Raw genomic sequence first — 14,718 nt, 5'->3', positions numbered from 1 at the left:
TTGTGATAGAGTGCTACAAACTCTGGCTTTTGCCCTACGAGTGACCAAGAGCTCGGGGGCTTTAACACAAGGAGGATCTATGCCCGAGAAGATTGAAGAGCTGGTACGCGCTGCGCTTGCTGCGGCCCAGGAGGCCGGCGACCTTTCCGCATTTGAACTTGACGATTGCGCTATCGAGCGACCGGCTGACACTTCTCATGGCGAGTGGACCTCTACCATGGCCCTGAAGTCCGCCAAGCTGGCCCATTGCGCCCCGCGCAAGATCGCCGAGGCCATCGTTGCCCATATGCCCGAGGACCCCGCGATCGAGAAGGTCGAGATCGCAGGCCCCGGCTTCATCAACTTCTACCTCTCCGTTGCCGTCAAGAATGCCATCTTTGGCGAGGCTCGCGAGAAGGGCATGGACTTCGCTAAGTCCAACGTCGGTGGTGGCCTGAAGACCCAGGTCGAGTTCGTTTCCGCCAACCCCGTCGGCCCCATGCACATCGGCCACGGCCGCTGGGCCGCGCTGGGCGATTCGCTCTGCCGTGTTATGGACCACGCCGGTTACGACATCCAGCGTGAGTTCTACATCAACGACCACGGCTCTCAGATGAACACCTTCGGCAACTCCATCAGCACGCGCTATATGCAGCTTGCCGACATCATCGCCAAGCAGGGCGTGGATATCGACGAGGCTCACAAACTGCTGATTGCCGACCGCGACGCCTTTGTTGCCGACGAGAACGACGAGCATCCCGAGACTCATCCGTACCAGGATAACTTTGCCGAGACCCTTGGCAAGGACTCCTATGGCGGCGACTACATCATCGACGAGGCCGCCGAGTTCTGGCGCACTGACGGCGACAAGTGGGTCAACGCCGATCCTCAGGAGCGCATGGAGAGCTTCCGCGAGCGCGGCTATGTGAAGATGGTCGACAACATGCGCGACCTCTGCCACGCCGTCAATTGCGACTTCGATCGTTGGTACTCCGAGCGTTCGCTGTACGTGAAGGACACCGAGGGCGAGACCGCCGGCACCTCTGCCGTCGACCGCGCTTTTGAGAAGCTCGACAAGATGGGCTATCTCTACACCAAGGACGGCGCCCTGTGGTTCCGCTCCACCGACCTGGGCGATGACAAGGACCGCGTCCTGATCAAGTCCGACGGCGAGTACACCTACTTCGCCTCCGACGTTGCCTATCACTGGGATAAGTTCCAGCGCGTCGACCACGTCATCGACATCTGGGGCGCCGACCACCACGGCTACATCGAGCGTGTCCGCTGCGTCTGCGATGCCTTGGGTTACCCCGGCAAGTTCGAGGTTCTGCTGGGCCAGCTCGTCAACCTGCTGCGCAACGGCAAGCCCGTCCGTATGTCCAAGCGCAAGGGCACCATGGTGACCCTGCAGGAGCTTGTCGACGAGGTCGGCTCCGATGCCGCTCGCTATACGCTCATCTCCAAGAGCTCCAACCAGATGGTCGACTTCGATATTGAGGCCGTTAAGAAACGCGACAACTCCAACCCGGTGTACTACGTGCAGTACGCTCACGCCCGTGTGTGCTCCATCCTGCGCCGTGCCGCTGACGTTACGCCCGAGCAGGCTGACGAGATGGGCATGAAGGCCGTCGCCGCCAAGGCCATCGGTGAGAACGTCGATTACTCGCTGCTGACCGACCCGACCGAGCTTGCCCTTTCGCGTAAGCTCAACGAGCTCACCGACCTCATCGCCAGCTGCGCTCGTGATCGCGCCCCGTTCCGTCTGACGCACTTTGCCGAGGAGCTTGCCGGCGACTTCCACAGCTTCTATGCTGCTTGCCAGGTGCTGCCGAGCGAGGGCCGTCCCGTCGACCCCGAGCTTTCGCGTGCCCGTCTGGCCGCTTGCGATGCCGTCCGCGTGACGCTCGCCCTGGTGCTCACCCTTGTTGGTGTCTCCGCTCCCGAGCAGATGTAATCTGCGGGTCATTTGACCGTACAGACTTGGTTTAACTAAGCCTTGAAAGCCCGATCTCCCACGGAGGTCGGGCTTTTTTGCAAACGCCGACGTATTGACGAATTTGGAACTGCTGGAAATACGAAACTATGCCGGTTTACTACGATGAATTGAGATATTCCAACCACGCCGGCTTTTAGCTAAAAAGTGCAGGGCATCTACCTGCGGTTTTAGTTCAACAAGTTTCGGAGTGGTCGCGGTTGAGCGATTCATCGTAGTAAACCGCCATAGTTTTGGCGGAGGCAGTCAGATTTGTGGGCGGTAAACCAAAGAGTGTCCCTTTTGAATAGTCGTTTAAGAACGTCCCCAATGACTAAGTTGCAGGTGGCGGCGGTTGTGTTACACTAACGCTGCGTATATGACGCAAATATCTCGATACAGATCAATGATGTCCGTCGGTTTTTGACGGAGCTAGACTGTTTAGCCGCCCTGAAGGTTTATGCAGGGAGCATGTGATCACAGGGCTTGAAAAGAAAGTTGAGCAAACACTGTGTCTGATCAACAGCAAGAAAACGAAATAACGACGACGCAAGCCGCTCCCGCTGCACCGGTTGCGTCGGACCAGGTCGCGGCGCCCGCGCAAGCCTCGGCTCCTGAGACGCCTAAGGCTGCTTCGACGCCTACGCCTGTAGCGGCTGAGAAGGCCGTGTCTGCAACTGGTGAGGAGGCTGCTCCGGCAAAGCCCAAGCGCACGCGCCGCGCGGCCAAGCCTGCCGCTGACGGCGAGGAGGTCACCAAGCCCAAGCGCCGTACCGCGCGCACGACGCGCGCCAAGCGCACCGTTGCAGCTGACTCCTCGGCGCCGATTTCCGATGAGGTCGCGCAGGCACGTGCGTTGGCGCAGATTAGCGAGGCTCAGGTGGTGCGCGCCCGCCGTCGTGCTGCCGAGCGCGAGGCCGCGGCTCTGACCGAGCTTGCAGCTCCGTCTGTGCCCGAGACGCCTGCCGCCACCGAGACCCCTGTCGCCGACCAGCCAACCGAGAAGCCGGTACCGCGCACACGCCGTCGCACGGCTGCTAAGGCCGAGCAGGTTGCCGATCAGGTAACCCCCGAGCTCGCTGAGGCTTCGGTCCGTTCCGCGGCAGGGGAGGGCACATCGCCTGTTGAGCCCGCTGCGCCTGCCGAGGCCAGCGAAGTTCCCGTTGTCGATCCGGCTTTGCGCCCGCACCGTCGCGGTCGCAAGCCCAAGGCTTTCGTCGAGGCCGAGAAGGCCGCAGCCGCAGCCGCCGCCGCTCGGGATGCTGCGGCGACCGCCGAGCCTGCAACCGCTGCCGACGCGCCCGTCCAGGATGCTACGACTTCCGAGGCCGTTTCTGCTGATGTCGAGCCCGCCGACGTCCGCCCTGGTCGCAGCCATCGTACTGCTGCTAAGCGCACGTTCAAGGCCAAGGCTGCCAAGAAGGGTGCGTCCGAGGATTCCGCCGAGACGACCGCCGATGCATCGATTGATGCCGCTGAGTCCCAGGACGTCGAACAGCCTGCGTCCGAGAAGCCCAAGCGCGGTCGTAAGAAGTCCGCTAAGGCCAAGGCGTCCGAGCAGCAGGCTGATGCCGAAGCGCAGATTGATTCCGGCGCCGAGGCCAATGACGCCGCTGCGGCCAATGCCGGCGCCGCCGCAACCGATGGTGCCGCCCCCGCTGAGGGCGAAGACGGCACTCGTTCCAACCGTCGCCAGCACAAGCGCAACGAGGAGCGCAACGATCGCAAGGACGAGCGCAACAACGACCGTCGCAACCGTCAGCGCGATCGCAAACAGCGCAACAAGGAGCGCAACGCCGCCCCCACCGAGCCCACGCTTTCGCGCGAGGAGCTCGCTGCCATGAAGGTCGCCGAACTGCGCGAGAAGGCCAAGGAGTTCGAGATCGAGACGACCGGCAAGAAGAAAGCCGAGCTCGTCGAAGAGATCTACGTCACCGCTGCGAAGGCCGAGGGCTTCCGCGACATCAAGGGCATTCTGCAGATTCGCCCGGACAGCTCCGGCATCATCCACGCCCATGGCTACATGAAGTCCAACGACGACGCCTTCGTGCCCGCCTACCTCATCCGCTCCGCGCGTCTGCGCACGGGCGACGTCATCGAGGGCTCGCTTCGTCCTTCGCGCGGCGGCGACAAGCGCGCCGGCCTCGCCAAAATCACGACCGTCAACGGTCTAGACCCCGAGCAGATTCGCAACCGCCCCAAGTTCGGTGACCTCACCCCGGTCTATCCCAACGAGCCGCTGCGCATGGAGCATGGCAAGGACTCCATTACCGGTCGCGCCATCGACATCGTGTCGCCGATCGGCAAGGGTCAGCGTGGCCTGATCGTGTCCCCGCCCAAGGCCGGCAAGACCACAATCCTCAAGAAGATCTGCCAGTCTATCTCGATTAACAACCCCGAGGTGCACCTCATCTGCCTGCTCGTCGACGAGCGCCCCGAAGAGGTTACCGATATGCAGCGTTCCATCAAGGGCGAGGTTGTTGCGTCGACCTTCGATATGCCCGCCGACAACCACACTCGTGTGGCAGAGCTCGTCATCGAGCGCGCCAAGCGCATCGTGGAGCTGGGCGGCGATGTCGTGGTGGTGCTCGACTCCATCACGCGTCTTGCCCGCGCCTACAACTTGGCGGCGCCCGCCTCAGGCCGCATCCTTTCGGGCGGCGTCGATTCGGCGGCCCTGTATCCGCCCAAGCGCTTCCTGGGCGCAGCCCGTAATATCGAGAACGGTGGCTCGCTCACCATCCTGGCCTCTGCCCTCATCGACACCGGTTCCAAGATGGACGAGGTCATCTTTGAGGAGTTCAAGGGCACCGGCAACATGGAGCTCAAGCTTGACCGCGACCTAGCCGATCGCCGCATCTTCCCGGCTATCGACCCCGTTGCCTCCGGCACGCGTAACGAGGACCTGTTGGTCGACGAGCAGATGCGTCCGTTTGTCTTTGGCCTGCGTCGCATTCTTGCCGGCATGAACAACACCGAGCGCGCGGCCGCATCGTTTATCAAGGGTCTTAAGGGCACCAACACCAACCAGGAGTTCCTGGTGCGTTCGGCCAAAAAGCACAGCGACTACGAGCAGACGTTCTAGGTTGTAATCCACACGCAGCGTTAATCATCAATGCGATAAAGGGTCGGGGCTTTGAGCCTCGGCCCTTTTCTATATCGCCGCTTCGCACTTATTTTTGACCATAAGACTTGCAAGCAGCAGGTTTCCCGTTTCAATCCGACATCGTCGCTTGCAATCGACAGGGCGGTTTCGCATAATAGCTTTTAAGCTTCGCGACGGAAAACGCAGATGAAACGAACCATATACCGTTGCTTTGGGGCATAGCCCCGCTTCATCTTCTCTCGCGCAGCCAACTGAATGATGCGATTTGGGTGCTGGAAGATGGGGAGAGCTCATGGCTTCTTCTGATGCAACACAACGAGCAGTCCTTGCCGGACTTTCGTGCGGGATCGGCCTTGCCGCTCCCGTGGTTATGTATGCCGCGACGCTGCCGTTTTCGTCGGTGAACGAGACGGTCGTGGCGGGTGCGGTTCCCTTCGCCGTGGGTGCGGTGGCGGGCGTGGGTATCTATGCCGCCTCGCTGGGTATCTCCGAGTACAGTGCGCAGCGTGAAGAGCGTCTGTTCCAGCCCGATGCCATGGGCGGTGCCGCCAATCTCAATCAGCATCAAAGCGAGTTCAAGACCGCCTCGATTCCAGCTCAGCAGCAGGATGCGACTCCTTACGCTGCGACTTCTGCTTCTCAGGCTCAGGCGGAGCAGTCTACCTCGGCATTCCTTTCCGGCCTGACTGGTGCGTTCCAGCGCCGTCATGCCGATGATGGTGTCCCTACCATCGCTCGAGCCGCAGATGCTATGGACGAGGACGAGGCTTGGTCCATGATCGACAGTATGCTCGACGACGATTCGCCGGTGAGCTGCGACCCTGCACACTCGCGCGACGTCTATCAAGTCGCCATCGACGAGCTCACCAACGGCGGGCAGACCGGCTCCTTCAATCGCGACGACATCGCCGCCGCGGCACGCGCCGTGTCTGGCTCCCAGGCCGCCCCTGCGGGCAGCACGGCGGCTTTCGTGGCACTCGTCGCCAACGCGGCAGCCAATAACGCCTACAGCGCTACCTCGGCGGACGCGAACGCTTCTGCCGACAATTCGTACGTTGATGAAGCCATGGCCGCGGACGAGGAGGCCGTTGCCGCCCGCCGTGCCGCCGAAAGCTCGCTTTGGGGCGCTCCTGCCCAGCAGCAGGCGGCTGAGGCTGCGCCGTACAACGCAAACCTCGCCAGCATGCCTATCATCTCCGGTGCCGCGGACATCGATCTCGATGACCTCGATGAGCCTGCAGCCATCACCGCATCGATTGATGCCCAAGATCGCATCGACACCGGAGACCTTCCGGACGCCTCGCTCGAGGTTGATGTTCCCATGGCCGATTACTCGGGCCACGAGGACATGTGGGCCGCCGCCACCGCGATTCTGGATGAGATTGACGAGCCCGCTCCTGTTGCAGCGCCCGCTCCCGTCGATGCCCCTCAGCCTGCTGCCCCCGCCTATGTCGGCCGTCACAGCGCTGTGTTCCCCGAGGATACCGCCCGTATCTCGCGCGAGAGCATCGAGCGGGCCGAGGCTATTGCCGCCGGCATTATGGAAAATCGTCGTCACGAGCGCGTCAATCAGATCCTCGAGGAAGAGATCGAGCGCCTGCAGTCCTCAACCGCCAAGCGTACGGGCCGTGCCTATCTGAGCGTTATCGAGGGCGGTACCGCCAGCTTCGCGCCGCTCCGCGCGGAGGCATAACTTCTGCATGGTTAAGATCAATCGAAAATGGGCGGTTGTAACCTGCCTGATGGCGCTCTTGATCTGGGGCAATTCGCTGGTTCCCGGCTCGGGGTCGGGCTCGCTGAGCCTAACGGTCATGGAAGCTATCCGCGGTTTCCTGCACGGCGTGGGACTTCCATATGAATGGGTGACCAACTTTGTTGTTCGCAAGTGCGCGCATTTTACCGAGTATATGGTGCTCGGCATCCTGGCAACGCACGCCTTTGATTTTGAGGGGCGGCGCACCTTTGACGTGCTGCTGCCCACGGCGGTGTTCCTGCTGCTGATTCCCTCGATCGACGAGACGATTCAGCTCTTTGTGCCGGGACGCGCCGGCATGATCACCGATGTGATGATCGACTGCTGTGGAGCGGCAACGGGCGTTGTGCTCCGATATCTCTTACGGTCGCTGATGTGCGCCAAAAAGGCCGCCTAGGACGTATTGTTTGGTCCTAGGCGGCCTTTTTTATTTGAGGGCTTATATGAGGCGTGGTGGCGTCGTTCCGTAGGTTGGATTTGCCGAGCGCGCCACGCCCTGTGGGTGCGTCTGCTACTGAAGCGCCTGTGCGCCCAGGGCCAGGCAGCCCATGATGCCCTGCTTGCCCTCGAGGCTGTTGTTGACAATATAGGAATCGATGTCGTTGACCTCGGGCGTGACGATATAGCCGTTGAGCATCTCGGCGCACTTTTTGCGTGCGAGCGGCACGATGGGGGTGTGGTCGGCCACGCCGCCGCCGATGATGATCTTTTGCGGTGCGTAGCACAGCGTGTAGGTCATGAGCGCCTGTGCCAGATAGCCTGCGAGCAGGTCCATGGCCTCCGGGTCATCGGCCATGTCTCCGGCGCTCTTGCCATCCCAGCGCTTTTTAACGCCAGGGCCGGCGATGAGGCCCTCGAGGCAGTTGTCATGGAAGGGGCAGGCGCTATGCTCGCCGATGGTGTCGCGCGGGTCGCGCGTGACCAGGATGTGGCCGGCCTCGGGATGCATCATGCCGTGCACGAGCTTACCGCCCGAGAGCACGCCGGCGCCCACGCCGGTGCCGATGGTCAGGTAGACCACGTCGGTGAGGCCCTGGGCGCAACCAAAGGTGACCTCGCCCAAGCAGGCAACGTTGACGTCGGTGTCGTAGCCACAGGGAATATTGAGCTCGTTTTGGATAGTGCCCAGCAGATCAAAGTAGCGCCATGCCGTCTTGGGCGTCTCCAGGATCTTGCCGTATTGGGGTGAGGCAGGGTTGACTGCGGTGGGGCCAAAGGCGCCGATGCCCAGCGCGGCGATGCCCTTGTCGGCAAACCACGCGTTGACGGCCTCGACGGTCTCCTGCGGGGTCGTGGTCGCGATCTGCTCACGCTCCAGGACCGTGCCGTCCGCATAGCCCGTGGCGCAGACCATCTTGGTGCCGCCGGCCTCGAGCGCTCCGATAAGCTGCTGCTCTGCCATAATATTCCTCTCTCTGGGACGAGTTGCTCCATGACTAAAGTATAGAGCTCTAAACCATTTAAGAAAGCGCTATAAAAAGAAGCCTCGCAACGCGGCGGGCGGTGCGGGGCTTCTTTAGTTACTTTAGTTGCCGGGCCGTCCTTACCCGCGCGGTTTGATTTTATCACGCAGGGACTTGAGGTTCTCCAGCGCCGCGTTGAGCGTCTCGTCTCGCTTGGCAAAGTGGAAACGAATCAGATGGTTGACGGGCTCGCGGAAGAAGCTCGAGCCGGGCACGGCGCCCACGCCCACCTTGGATGCGAGGTCCTCGCAGAATTCGAGGTCGCTGTCATAGCCAAACTCAGAGATGTCCATCATGACGTAGTAGGCGCCCTGCGGCACGTTATGCTCAAGACCGATGCTATCGAGCCCCTGGCAGAACAGGTCGCGTTTGGCGGTGTAGAGGTCGAGGACCTCATCGTAATAGCTGTCGTCGAAGTTGAGGGCGGTGACAACGGCTTCCTGCAGGGGAGCGGCGGCACCCACGGTGAGAAAGTCGTGGACCTTCTTGATGCGCTCGGTGATCTGGGCCGGGGCGATGGTGTAGCCCAGACGCCAGCCGGTGATGGAGTACGTCTTAGACAGCGAGCTGCAGCTGATGGTTCGCTCGAACATGCCGGGCAGCGTGGCCATGTAGACGTGCTCATGGGGCGCGTAGACGATGTGCTCGTAGACTTCGTCGGTGATGCAGTACGCGTCGTACTTTTTGCACAGGTCGGCGATAAAGGTGAGCTCTTCGCGCGTAAAGACCTTGCCGCAGGGGTTGGAAGGGTTGCACAGGACGATGGCCTTGGGGTCGTTGTCGCGGAAGGCAGCCTCGAGCGCCTCGCGGTCAAAGTCGAATGTGGGCGGGTTGAGCGGCACATAGATGGGCTCGGCACCCGAGAGAATGGTGTCAGCGCCGTAGTTCTCGTAGAACGGCGAGAAGATGACGACCTTGTCTCCGGGGTTCGTAACCGTCATCATGGCGGCCATCATGGCCTCGGTGGAGCCGCAGGTGACCACGATATTCTGGTTGGGGTCGATCGGCATGCCCATAAAGTGCTCCTGTTTGGCGGCGAGCGCCTCGCGCATGGCCTGGGAGCCCCAGGTAATGGAGTACTGGTGGTAGAGCGGCTTGGGGTCGGCGGCGATGGTGCTCAGGCTGTTGAGCAGCTGCGCCGGAGGATCGAAGTCGGGGAAGCCCTGCGAGAGATTGACGGCATCGTACTTATTGGAGATGCGTGTCATGCGGCGGATGACCGAATCGGTAAATGTTGCCGTGCGGTTGGAGAGTTCTTTCATGCCGGTCCTTTCGAGGATTTGCAGTGGGGCAAGTTTACTCCTATGGAACCGGTGGGAATTGCTCGAAACGCGCTCGAAAAACTCTTTTCAAAATTCTTGAAAATTGGGGCTTGCATCGCGTGGCGTTCCTTGCAATAATAGTCGAGCGCGAAGCGCACAGGACACGGTGGGTGTAGCTCAGTTGGCTAGAGCGACGGGTTGTGGTCCCGTAGGTCGAGGGTTCGAGTCCCTTTACCCACCCCAGTTCTTGCTTCGTGTTGATATCGGGTCGTTAGCTCAGTTGGTAGAGCAGGGGACTCTTAATCCCAAGGTCCAGGGTTCGAACCCCTGACGGCCCACCACACGATATCTTCTCTAAAGTCCGCCATAACGGACTTTAGCTTTGGGTCGTTAGCTCAGTTGGTAGAGCAGGGGACTCTTAATCCCAAGGTCCAGGGTTCGACCCCCTGACGGCCCACCAAAGAACACGCAGGTCAGCGCTTCGGCGCTGACCTTTTTTGTTTACCGAAGAGTCGAATCATAACCGTCCGTTACCGTTCGCGTTTTACGCCCCCTGCCGTTTATGCGCGGCAGGGGGCGTTTTATTCATTTTGTAGGTAGTGGACCTAGAAAATGCAATTTAGAGCGTCTCGGCGCTGCGACCGGTGACATTAAAACCGCCGTCCGCGCTGCCGCCCTCGACGATCTGCAGGGCGCGCCCGACCTGCCTGGCGGCCTTCTCGCGCTCCGCGAGGCCCGGTTTTATGTAATGGCGGTAATCTGTCCCCAGGTCCGTATGGCCGTGCAAATCCATAATGCTCAGGGGGTCGACCTCGGTCGCCGCCATGATGGTCTCGGACGTGTGGCGCAGGGCCTTGGGCGGGATATACCGCAGGTCATGGCGTACGCACATGCGCCGCCAGGCGCGCACGAGGTTGTCGCCGCGCATGTTCACGATGCGCTGCCCGCTCCACTCCCGCACCTGCTCCGTAACCGAAGTGCCGCCCTCGACGGTTATGCTCGGACGCAGCTCGTCCATGATCTGGTGCAGGCGCTCGCGGCCCGCCAATAAAACCGGCACGGTGCGCACGGAATGGGCGTTCTTGGTCTCCTTCACGCCGTCCTCGTCCGTGTACGCGCGGCAGACCTCGATGTACTCCGAGACGGTCGGCTTGCCCGTGGCGAAGTCGTAGGTCGTGGTGACCTTGAGGTCGCACGGGCGCACGGCCAACGCCTCCTCCTTGCGCAGGCCGCTCAGGCCCAGGATGAGGTAGGCGTTCATGACCAGATCGGCGCGGTCGTCGCTGGCGGCGAGCCTGCGCAGCGCCTCGGCGGCCTCGGGGATGCTCCACGGCTCCACGGGAGCCTGCTTGGCCTTGGGCGCGATGACGCGGCGGCGGAAGGGCTCCACCGTCACCCAGCCGTCGTCGAAGGCGCGGCGCATGACGGCGCGAAGCGTGGTCTTGGTCTTTGCCGGCGCGCCCGAGCGCTCGATGCAGCTTCGCATCATGTCGTGGGTTATCTCGGAGATGTCGATGCTCCCCAGGACGGGGGAGATGTAGTTGCACATCTGCCTGTCGTACTCGCGTAGGCTCGCGCGGGAGCGCGGCTTGCCGCGGGTGCTGGGGGAGTCGCGGAACACGCCCCAGTAGTACATGTCGAGCGTCACGCCCGCGTGCGCCGCCTGGGACACGCCCAGTTCCTGTGCGAGCTGGGCGATGGCGATATCGGCCTCGGTCTCGGTGCCGTATACGGTGCGCGACACGCGCCGCACATGGCCGTCCGCGCGGAAGCCCGCCTGCACGCGGATCACCCACTTGCCGGGCGCGACCTCGCGCTTGGAGCCGAGTTTTGACCTTGAGTTCTCACTGGTTGCCATATAATGGTCCTGCCTTTCCCTTATTTGCCGGAGGGCATGCCCCGTGCGGATCCGCCAAGATTGCCGCACGGGGTTTCTTTATGTCTTGATAACGAAGAAAGGCGGCCGCCCCCTGGGACAGCCGCCTTTCCTTTGGACGCGAGCCCCGTGGGGTCCCCGCGTCAATACCGCTGTCCAAATTACCGTTTGCCGTCGGCGCGGTCAAGCCGTCGCCCATTTTCGTGACCCCGCGAAAATGGGGAATAACTGGCGCTTTGATGGGCCCCTGCGCCCGCTATGCCTTGCCGTTCAGGCGCTTCGCCATGCGCTCGAAATCGTTCTCGTAGGTCTTGTCCTGGAGCTTCTGGAACTCGTGGAAGCGCTCCTTGGCGATCTTGTCCGCCGTCTTCTTGTTGCGGTTGCCGAGGCCCTTGAGCACCTCGCGCCCGCTGAACGTCAGGAAGCCGTCGAGCAGGCGCTCGCAGTCCTCCATGCTCGTAAGGACGTGCCGCTCGGCCCTGTCCTCGAGCGTGTCGAGCAGCATCGTGACGAGGCGGTTCAGCTGCCTGATCTCGTCTTCGGACAGGTAGTTCTTGGCCACGGTGACGTCCGAGGAGTGGATGCGGCCCTCGGGGCCTCCCTTCCATGAGGTGAGCCCCATGTTGGGCTTGGACGGGTCGGAGCGCCCCTGGACGATCTCGGCCGCGGTGTGCCCGGTGACGGCGTAGTGCATCTTGTTCTGGACCGCGGCGTAGAAGTTCTTGGCCATGGTCGAGTCCTTGTCGTAGTCGAAGCTGCACTCCTGGAATATGTCGGTGATCTTGAGCCACACGCGCCGCTCGCTCGCGCGGATGTCGCGGATGCGGGCGAGCAGCTCGTCGAAGTAATCCTTGCCGAAAGGCCGGCCGTTCTTGAGCATGTCGTCGTTGAGGACGAATCCCTTGGTGATGTACTCCTTGAGGGTCGCCGTCGCCCACTGGCGGAAGCGGGTCGCGCGCATCGAGTTGACGCGGTACCCGACGGCGATTACCGCATCGAGGTTATAGAAAGTCTTCGGCCTGCCTCCCTTGGAGGTTTTTTCGAAAATTTCTAAAAAACTAGTTGAGCTGGCCTTTTGCAGCTCTCCGCTGTCATAAATGTTCTTCAGGTGCGCCGAGATTGTCGGCACGGTGACGTCAAACAGCTCGGCCATCGCCGCCTGCGAGACCCAAAGGGTCTCGTCCTTGTAGTAGACCTGCACCGGCACGTTTGTCCCCTCGGACTGGTACAGGATTATCTCGGCCTGGATGGGGTCTTCCATATATCTTCCTTTCCGCTGGATGTCTACGCGGACCTTACTTGATCCGCTTCCAGCCCTTCGCCTTCAGGCGCCGCAGCTTGAGCTTGGGACAGCTCGGCCTGGTCGCGTGCCGTCTCCAGGATCTTCGAGCGCCTCTTCTCGGTGCTCTGCCGGTAGCAGGCGATCAGCTCGCCCTCCGCGCCCGCCGGCACCGTCGGCCTGTCCTCGGGATGCTCCTCGTACCATCCGAGCAGGTCGTTGGGGTCGGTGTGCAGAATCTTCGCGCATTTCCAGAGCTGCTCAATATCGGGAAGAGTTTTCCCTCGTTCCCAGTTACCTACCGTTTTGATATCAACGTTCAACGCGTCTGCCAGATCGGCCTGTGAATATCCGTTTTCTTTCCTAGCCTGCTTAAGTTTTAGGTTCATCGTCACCTCCAATATAGGGAAGTATTTACCGAGGATTCTATAGATACACAAAAGAAAAGGCAAGAAAAGCCCTAGTTTGCTATTGCAATCGGGAAAAGATTCCCTATACTCTGATTTGCACAGGGAAGAAGTTCCCTATTTCAGAAGGAGGAAGAGATGAAATTCTCGAAGGACGAGTTTGGCGCGAACTTGCGCGCCGCCCGCGCTCGCGCTGATATGTCGCAGGAGCAGCTGGCCAACAAGGCGGGGCTCTCGGCATCTTCGATCATCGGCTACGAGAACGGCTCGATGGTCCCGGGCGTCGACAAGGCCTACGCCATCGCCCAGGCACTCGGATGCACGCCCAACGACCTGATGGGCTGGAACACTGACGAGGCCGCGTAGACGCGGCGCGCTAACGAACTGCTGAAAGGAGAAGGTCATGATCGACCAGGTGTTCACGTTCAGGGAGAGGGACGGCATCCTCTACGAGACGGAGGAGAGCCTCAGGCACAGGATCCGGGCGGAGTTTCTCTTTCCCGAGGACCTCGATATCGACCTCGTCGAGACCTCGACGGCCAAGCTGGGAGAGCTCCACGGTTGGGCCTACTCGGCCTTCAGCGATGCAACCATCAGGGTGAAGGGGAAGGGCTACCGGTGGAGCGGCGACATGCTCGTGCGCGTGCCCTCTCTCGACGAGGAATGGTAGGGCGTGTCCATGGATGATCTGGAGGAAGAGGAATGACAGGCAAGAGTTACGAGCTGCCAGACGACATCACGACTCTGGGCGGCATGGTCACGTGGGCCGACGAGCACGCCGTGTGGCACACGGAGATGTTCGAGTTCCTGGCGGACGCGCGCTACGCGTTCCGCAAGCACGTCCTGGTCGGCGACGTCGCCTACCTCGCGCGCCTGGTCGCGCTCGACCGCAGGCAGTCGCTCGACCCGGTGGCCTACGACGTCATGGAGATCGACCCCGCGCCGGGCGAGTGGCCGTTCGGCCGCGGTCGCGAATGACCCGGGCGCTGCTGGCCTCGGCCGTCGTGATGGATGTCGCGGGGTGGGCGTGCACCGCGCAGGGGGCCTACGGCCTCGCGCGGGTGTGCTTCTCGGCCGCCGTGCCGTTCATCGCGGCGTGGGCGCTTTGGTCGCTCTGCGAGCGCTAGGCGAGCCACTCGGATCGGTGCCCGGCGATCGCCCTGACCACCGCGGGCCTGATGGAGAAGTCGGTCGCGGTGAGCATCGAGCCGACCGGCGGCGTGCCGAAGATGCCGAGCTCGCACAGCGCGAGGGCGTCGGCATCGAGCGGGGAGAGGCTGACGGAGCCCTCGTCGAGCGCACGGGACACCAGCTCCTTCCGCCTCCTCGACATGCCGAGGAATACGGCGGAGAGGCGGTCGTCCATCCTCCTGCGCTTTGCCCAGGAGCTCCTCGCGGAGACGACGCGCGCGGTCGCGTACCCGAGCATGGCGGCGGCGCCGGTCAGGAGGAGGCACGAGGCCGGGTGCTCGGCGACCACCATGCGCACGTCCTCGGCCATCGCGGCGATCGAGCCGAACCCGACCGCGCCGGCGATGGTGATCAGCAGGTCGATGTTCTCCTTCGCGGCTTTGAGTGTCTTGTTCATCTTCAATTCCCTTCCAAGGAGGTTCCCATGGGT

Annotated in this window: 13 protein-coding genes and 3 tRNA genes; 10 read left to right on the top strand and 6 right to left on the bottom strand. The window is 61.9% G+C overall.

Annotation, left to right across the window (positions count from 1 at the left end; genetic code table 11):
* Positions 1-79: 79 nt before the first annotated feature.
* The 4 genes from argS (at position 80) to GXM19_RS04075 (ending at position 7,207) form a co-directional block, all read left to right on the top strand.
* Positions 80-1,933 (top strand): arginine--tRNA ligase, encoded by a 1,854-nt coding sequence (argS, locus tag GXM19_RS04090; RefSeq protein WP_006235481.1) that lies wholly within the window; start codon positions 80-82, stop codon positions 1,931-1,933.
* Between the two features lie 529 nt (positions 1,934-2,462).
* Positions 2,463-5,036 (top strand): transcription termination factor Rho, encoded by a 2,574-nt coding sequence (gene rho / locus GXM19_RS04085; protein WP_239057655.1) that lies wholly within the window; start codon positions 2,463-2,465, stop codon positions 5,034-5,036.
* A 313-nt stretch (positions 5,037-5,349) separates the two neighbouring features.
* Entirely contained in the window at positions 5,350-6,750 is a 1,401-nt protein-coding gene (locus GXM19_RS04080; protein ID WP_040359381.1) for a hypothetical protein, read from the top strand.
* A gap of 7 nt (positions 6,751-6,757) precedes the next feature.
* Positions 6,758-7,207: a VanZ family protein gene (locus tag GXM19_RS04075; protein ID WP_006235485.1), complete on the top strand. Its 450-nt coding sequence runs from the start codon at positions 6,758-6,760 to the stop codon at positions 7,205-7,207.
* Between the two features lie 114 nt (positions 7,208-7,321).
* Here the strand turns inward: GXM19_RS04075 and GXM19_RS04070 are convergent, their stop codons facing one another.
* Positions 7,322-8,212 (bottom strand): ROK family protein, encoded by an 891-nt coding sequence (locus tag GXM19_RS04070; protein ID WP_006235486.1) that lies wholly within the window; start codon positions 8,210-8,212, stop codon positions 7,322-7,324.
* A gap of 141 nt (positions 8,213-8,353) precedes the next feature.
* Entirely contained in the window at positions 8,354-9,535 is a 1,182-nt protein-coding gene (locus GXM19_RS04065) for a pyridoxal phosphate-dependent aminotransferase (protein WP_006235487.1), read from the bottom strand.
* A gap of 166 nt (positions 9,536-9,701) precedes the next feature.
* Between GXM19_RS04065 and GXM19_RS04060 the strand changes: the two genes are divergently transcribed.
* The 3 genes from GXM19_RS04060 (at position 9,702) to GXM19_RS04050 (ending at position 9,995) form a co-directional block, all read left to right on the top strand.
* A tRNA-His gene (locus tag GXM19_RS04060) sits at positions 9,702-9,778 on the top strand.
* 22 nt (positions 9,779-9,800) lie between these two features.
* Positions 9,801-9,876: transfer RNA gene (locus GXM19_RS04055), tRNA-Lys, on the top strand.
* A 43-nt stretch (positions 9,877-9,919) separates the two neighbouring features.
* Positions 9,920-9,995, top strand: a tRNA-Lys gene (locus GXM19_RS04050).
* 159 nt (positions 9,996-10,154) lie between these two features.
* On the opposite strand, the gene GXM19_RS04045 is transcribed toward GXM19_RS04050, so the two are convergent.
* From GXM19_RS04045 to GXM19_RS04035, 3 genes are all read right to left on the bottom strand, one after another.
* Complete coding sequence (locus GXM19_RS04045; protein WP_006235488.1) at positions 10,155-11,393, bottom strand: site-specific integrase; 1,239 nt, start codon at positions 11,391-11,393, stop codon at positions 10,155-10,157.
* A gap of 274 nt (positions 11,394-11,667) precedes the next feature.
* Positions 11,668-12,672: a virulence RhuM family protein gene (gene rhuM, locus GXM19_RS04040; protein ID WP_006235489.1), complete on the bottom strand. Its 1,005-nt coding sequence runs from the start codon at positions 12,670-12,672 to the stop codon at positions 11,668-11,670.
* 23 nt (positions 12,673-12,695) lie between these two features.
* Positions 12,696-13,079: a helix-turn-helix transcriptional regulator gene (locus tag GXM19_RS04035; RefSeq protein WP_006235490.1), complete on the bottom strand. Its 384-nt coding sequence runs from the start codon at positions 13,077-13,079 to the stop codon at positions 12,696-12,698.
* A gap of 156 nt (positions 13,080-13,235) precedes the next feature.
* On the opposite strand from GXM19_RS04035, the gene GXM19_RS04030 reads away from it, so the two are divergent.
* Genes GXM19_RS04030 through GXM19_RS04020 form a run of 3 tightly spaced genes read left to right on the top strand, consistent with a single transcriptional unit; the run spans position 13,236 to position 14,075 of the window.
* Complete coding sequence (locus tag GXM19_RS04030; protein WP_006235491.1) at positions 13,236-13,463, top strand: helix-turn-helix domain-containing protein; 228 nt, start codon at positions 13,236-13,238, stop codon at positions 13,461-13,463.
* Between the two features lie 37 nt (positions 13,464-13,500).
* Entirely contained in the window at positions 13,501-13,767 is a 267-nt protein-coding gene (locus tag GXM19_RS04025; protein WP_006235492.1) for a hypothetical protein, read from the top strand.
* A gap of 32 nt (positions 13,768-13,799) precedes the next feature.
* On the top strand, positions 13,800-14,075 hold the full coding sequence (locus tag GXM19_RS04020) for a hypothetical protein (RefSeq protein WP_006235493.1): 276 nt from the start codon (positions 13,800-13,802) through the stop codon (positions 14,073-14,075).
* 145 nt (positions 14,076-14,220) lie between these two features.
* On the opposite strand, the gene GXM19_RS04015 is transcribed toward GXM19_RS04020, so the two are convergent.
* Positions 14,221-14,685, bottom strand: coding sequence for a hypothetical protein (locus GXM19_RS04015; RefSeq protein WP_006235495.1), 465 nt, complete (start codon positions 14,683-14,685; stop codon positions 14,221-14,223).
* Between the last annotated feature and the right edge of the window lie 33 nt (positions 14,686-14,718).

The organism is Collinsella aerofaciens ATCC 25986 (assembly GCF_010509075.1).
In the GTDB taxonomy this organism is placed as follows: Bacteria; Actinomycetota; Coriobacteriia; order Coriobacteriales; family Coriobacteriaceae; genus Collinsella; species Collinsella aerofaciens.
The sequence above is the reverse complement of the archived record's forward strand: the minus strand, read 5'-3'. Positions and strand labels throughout refer to the sequence as shown.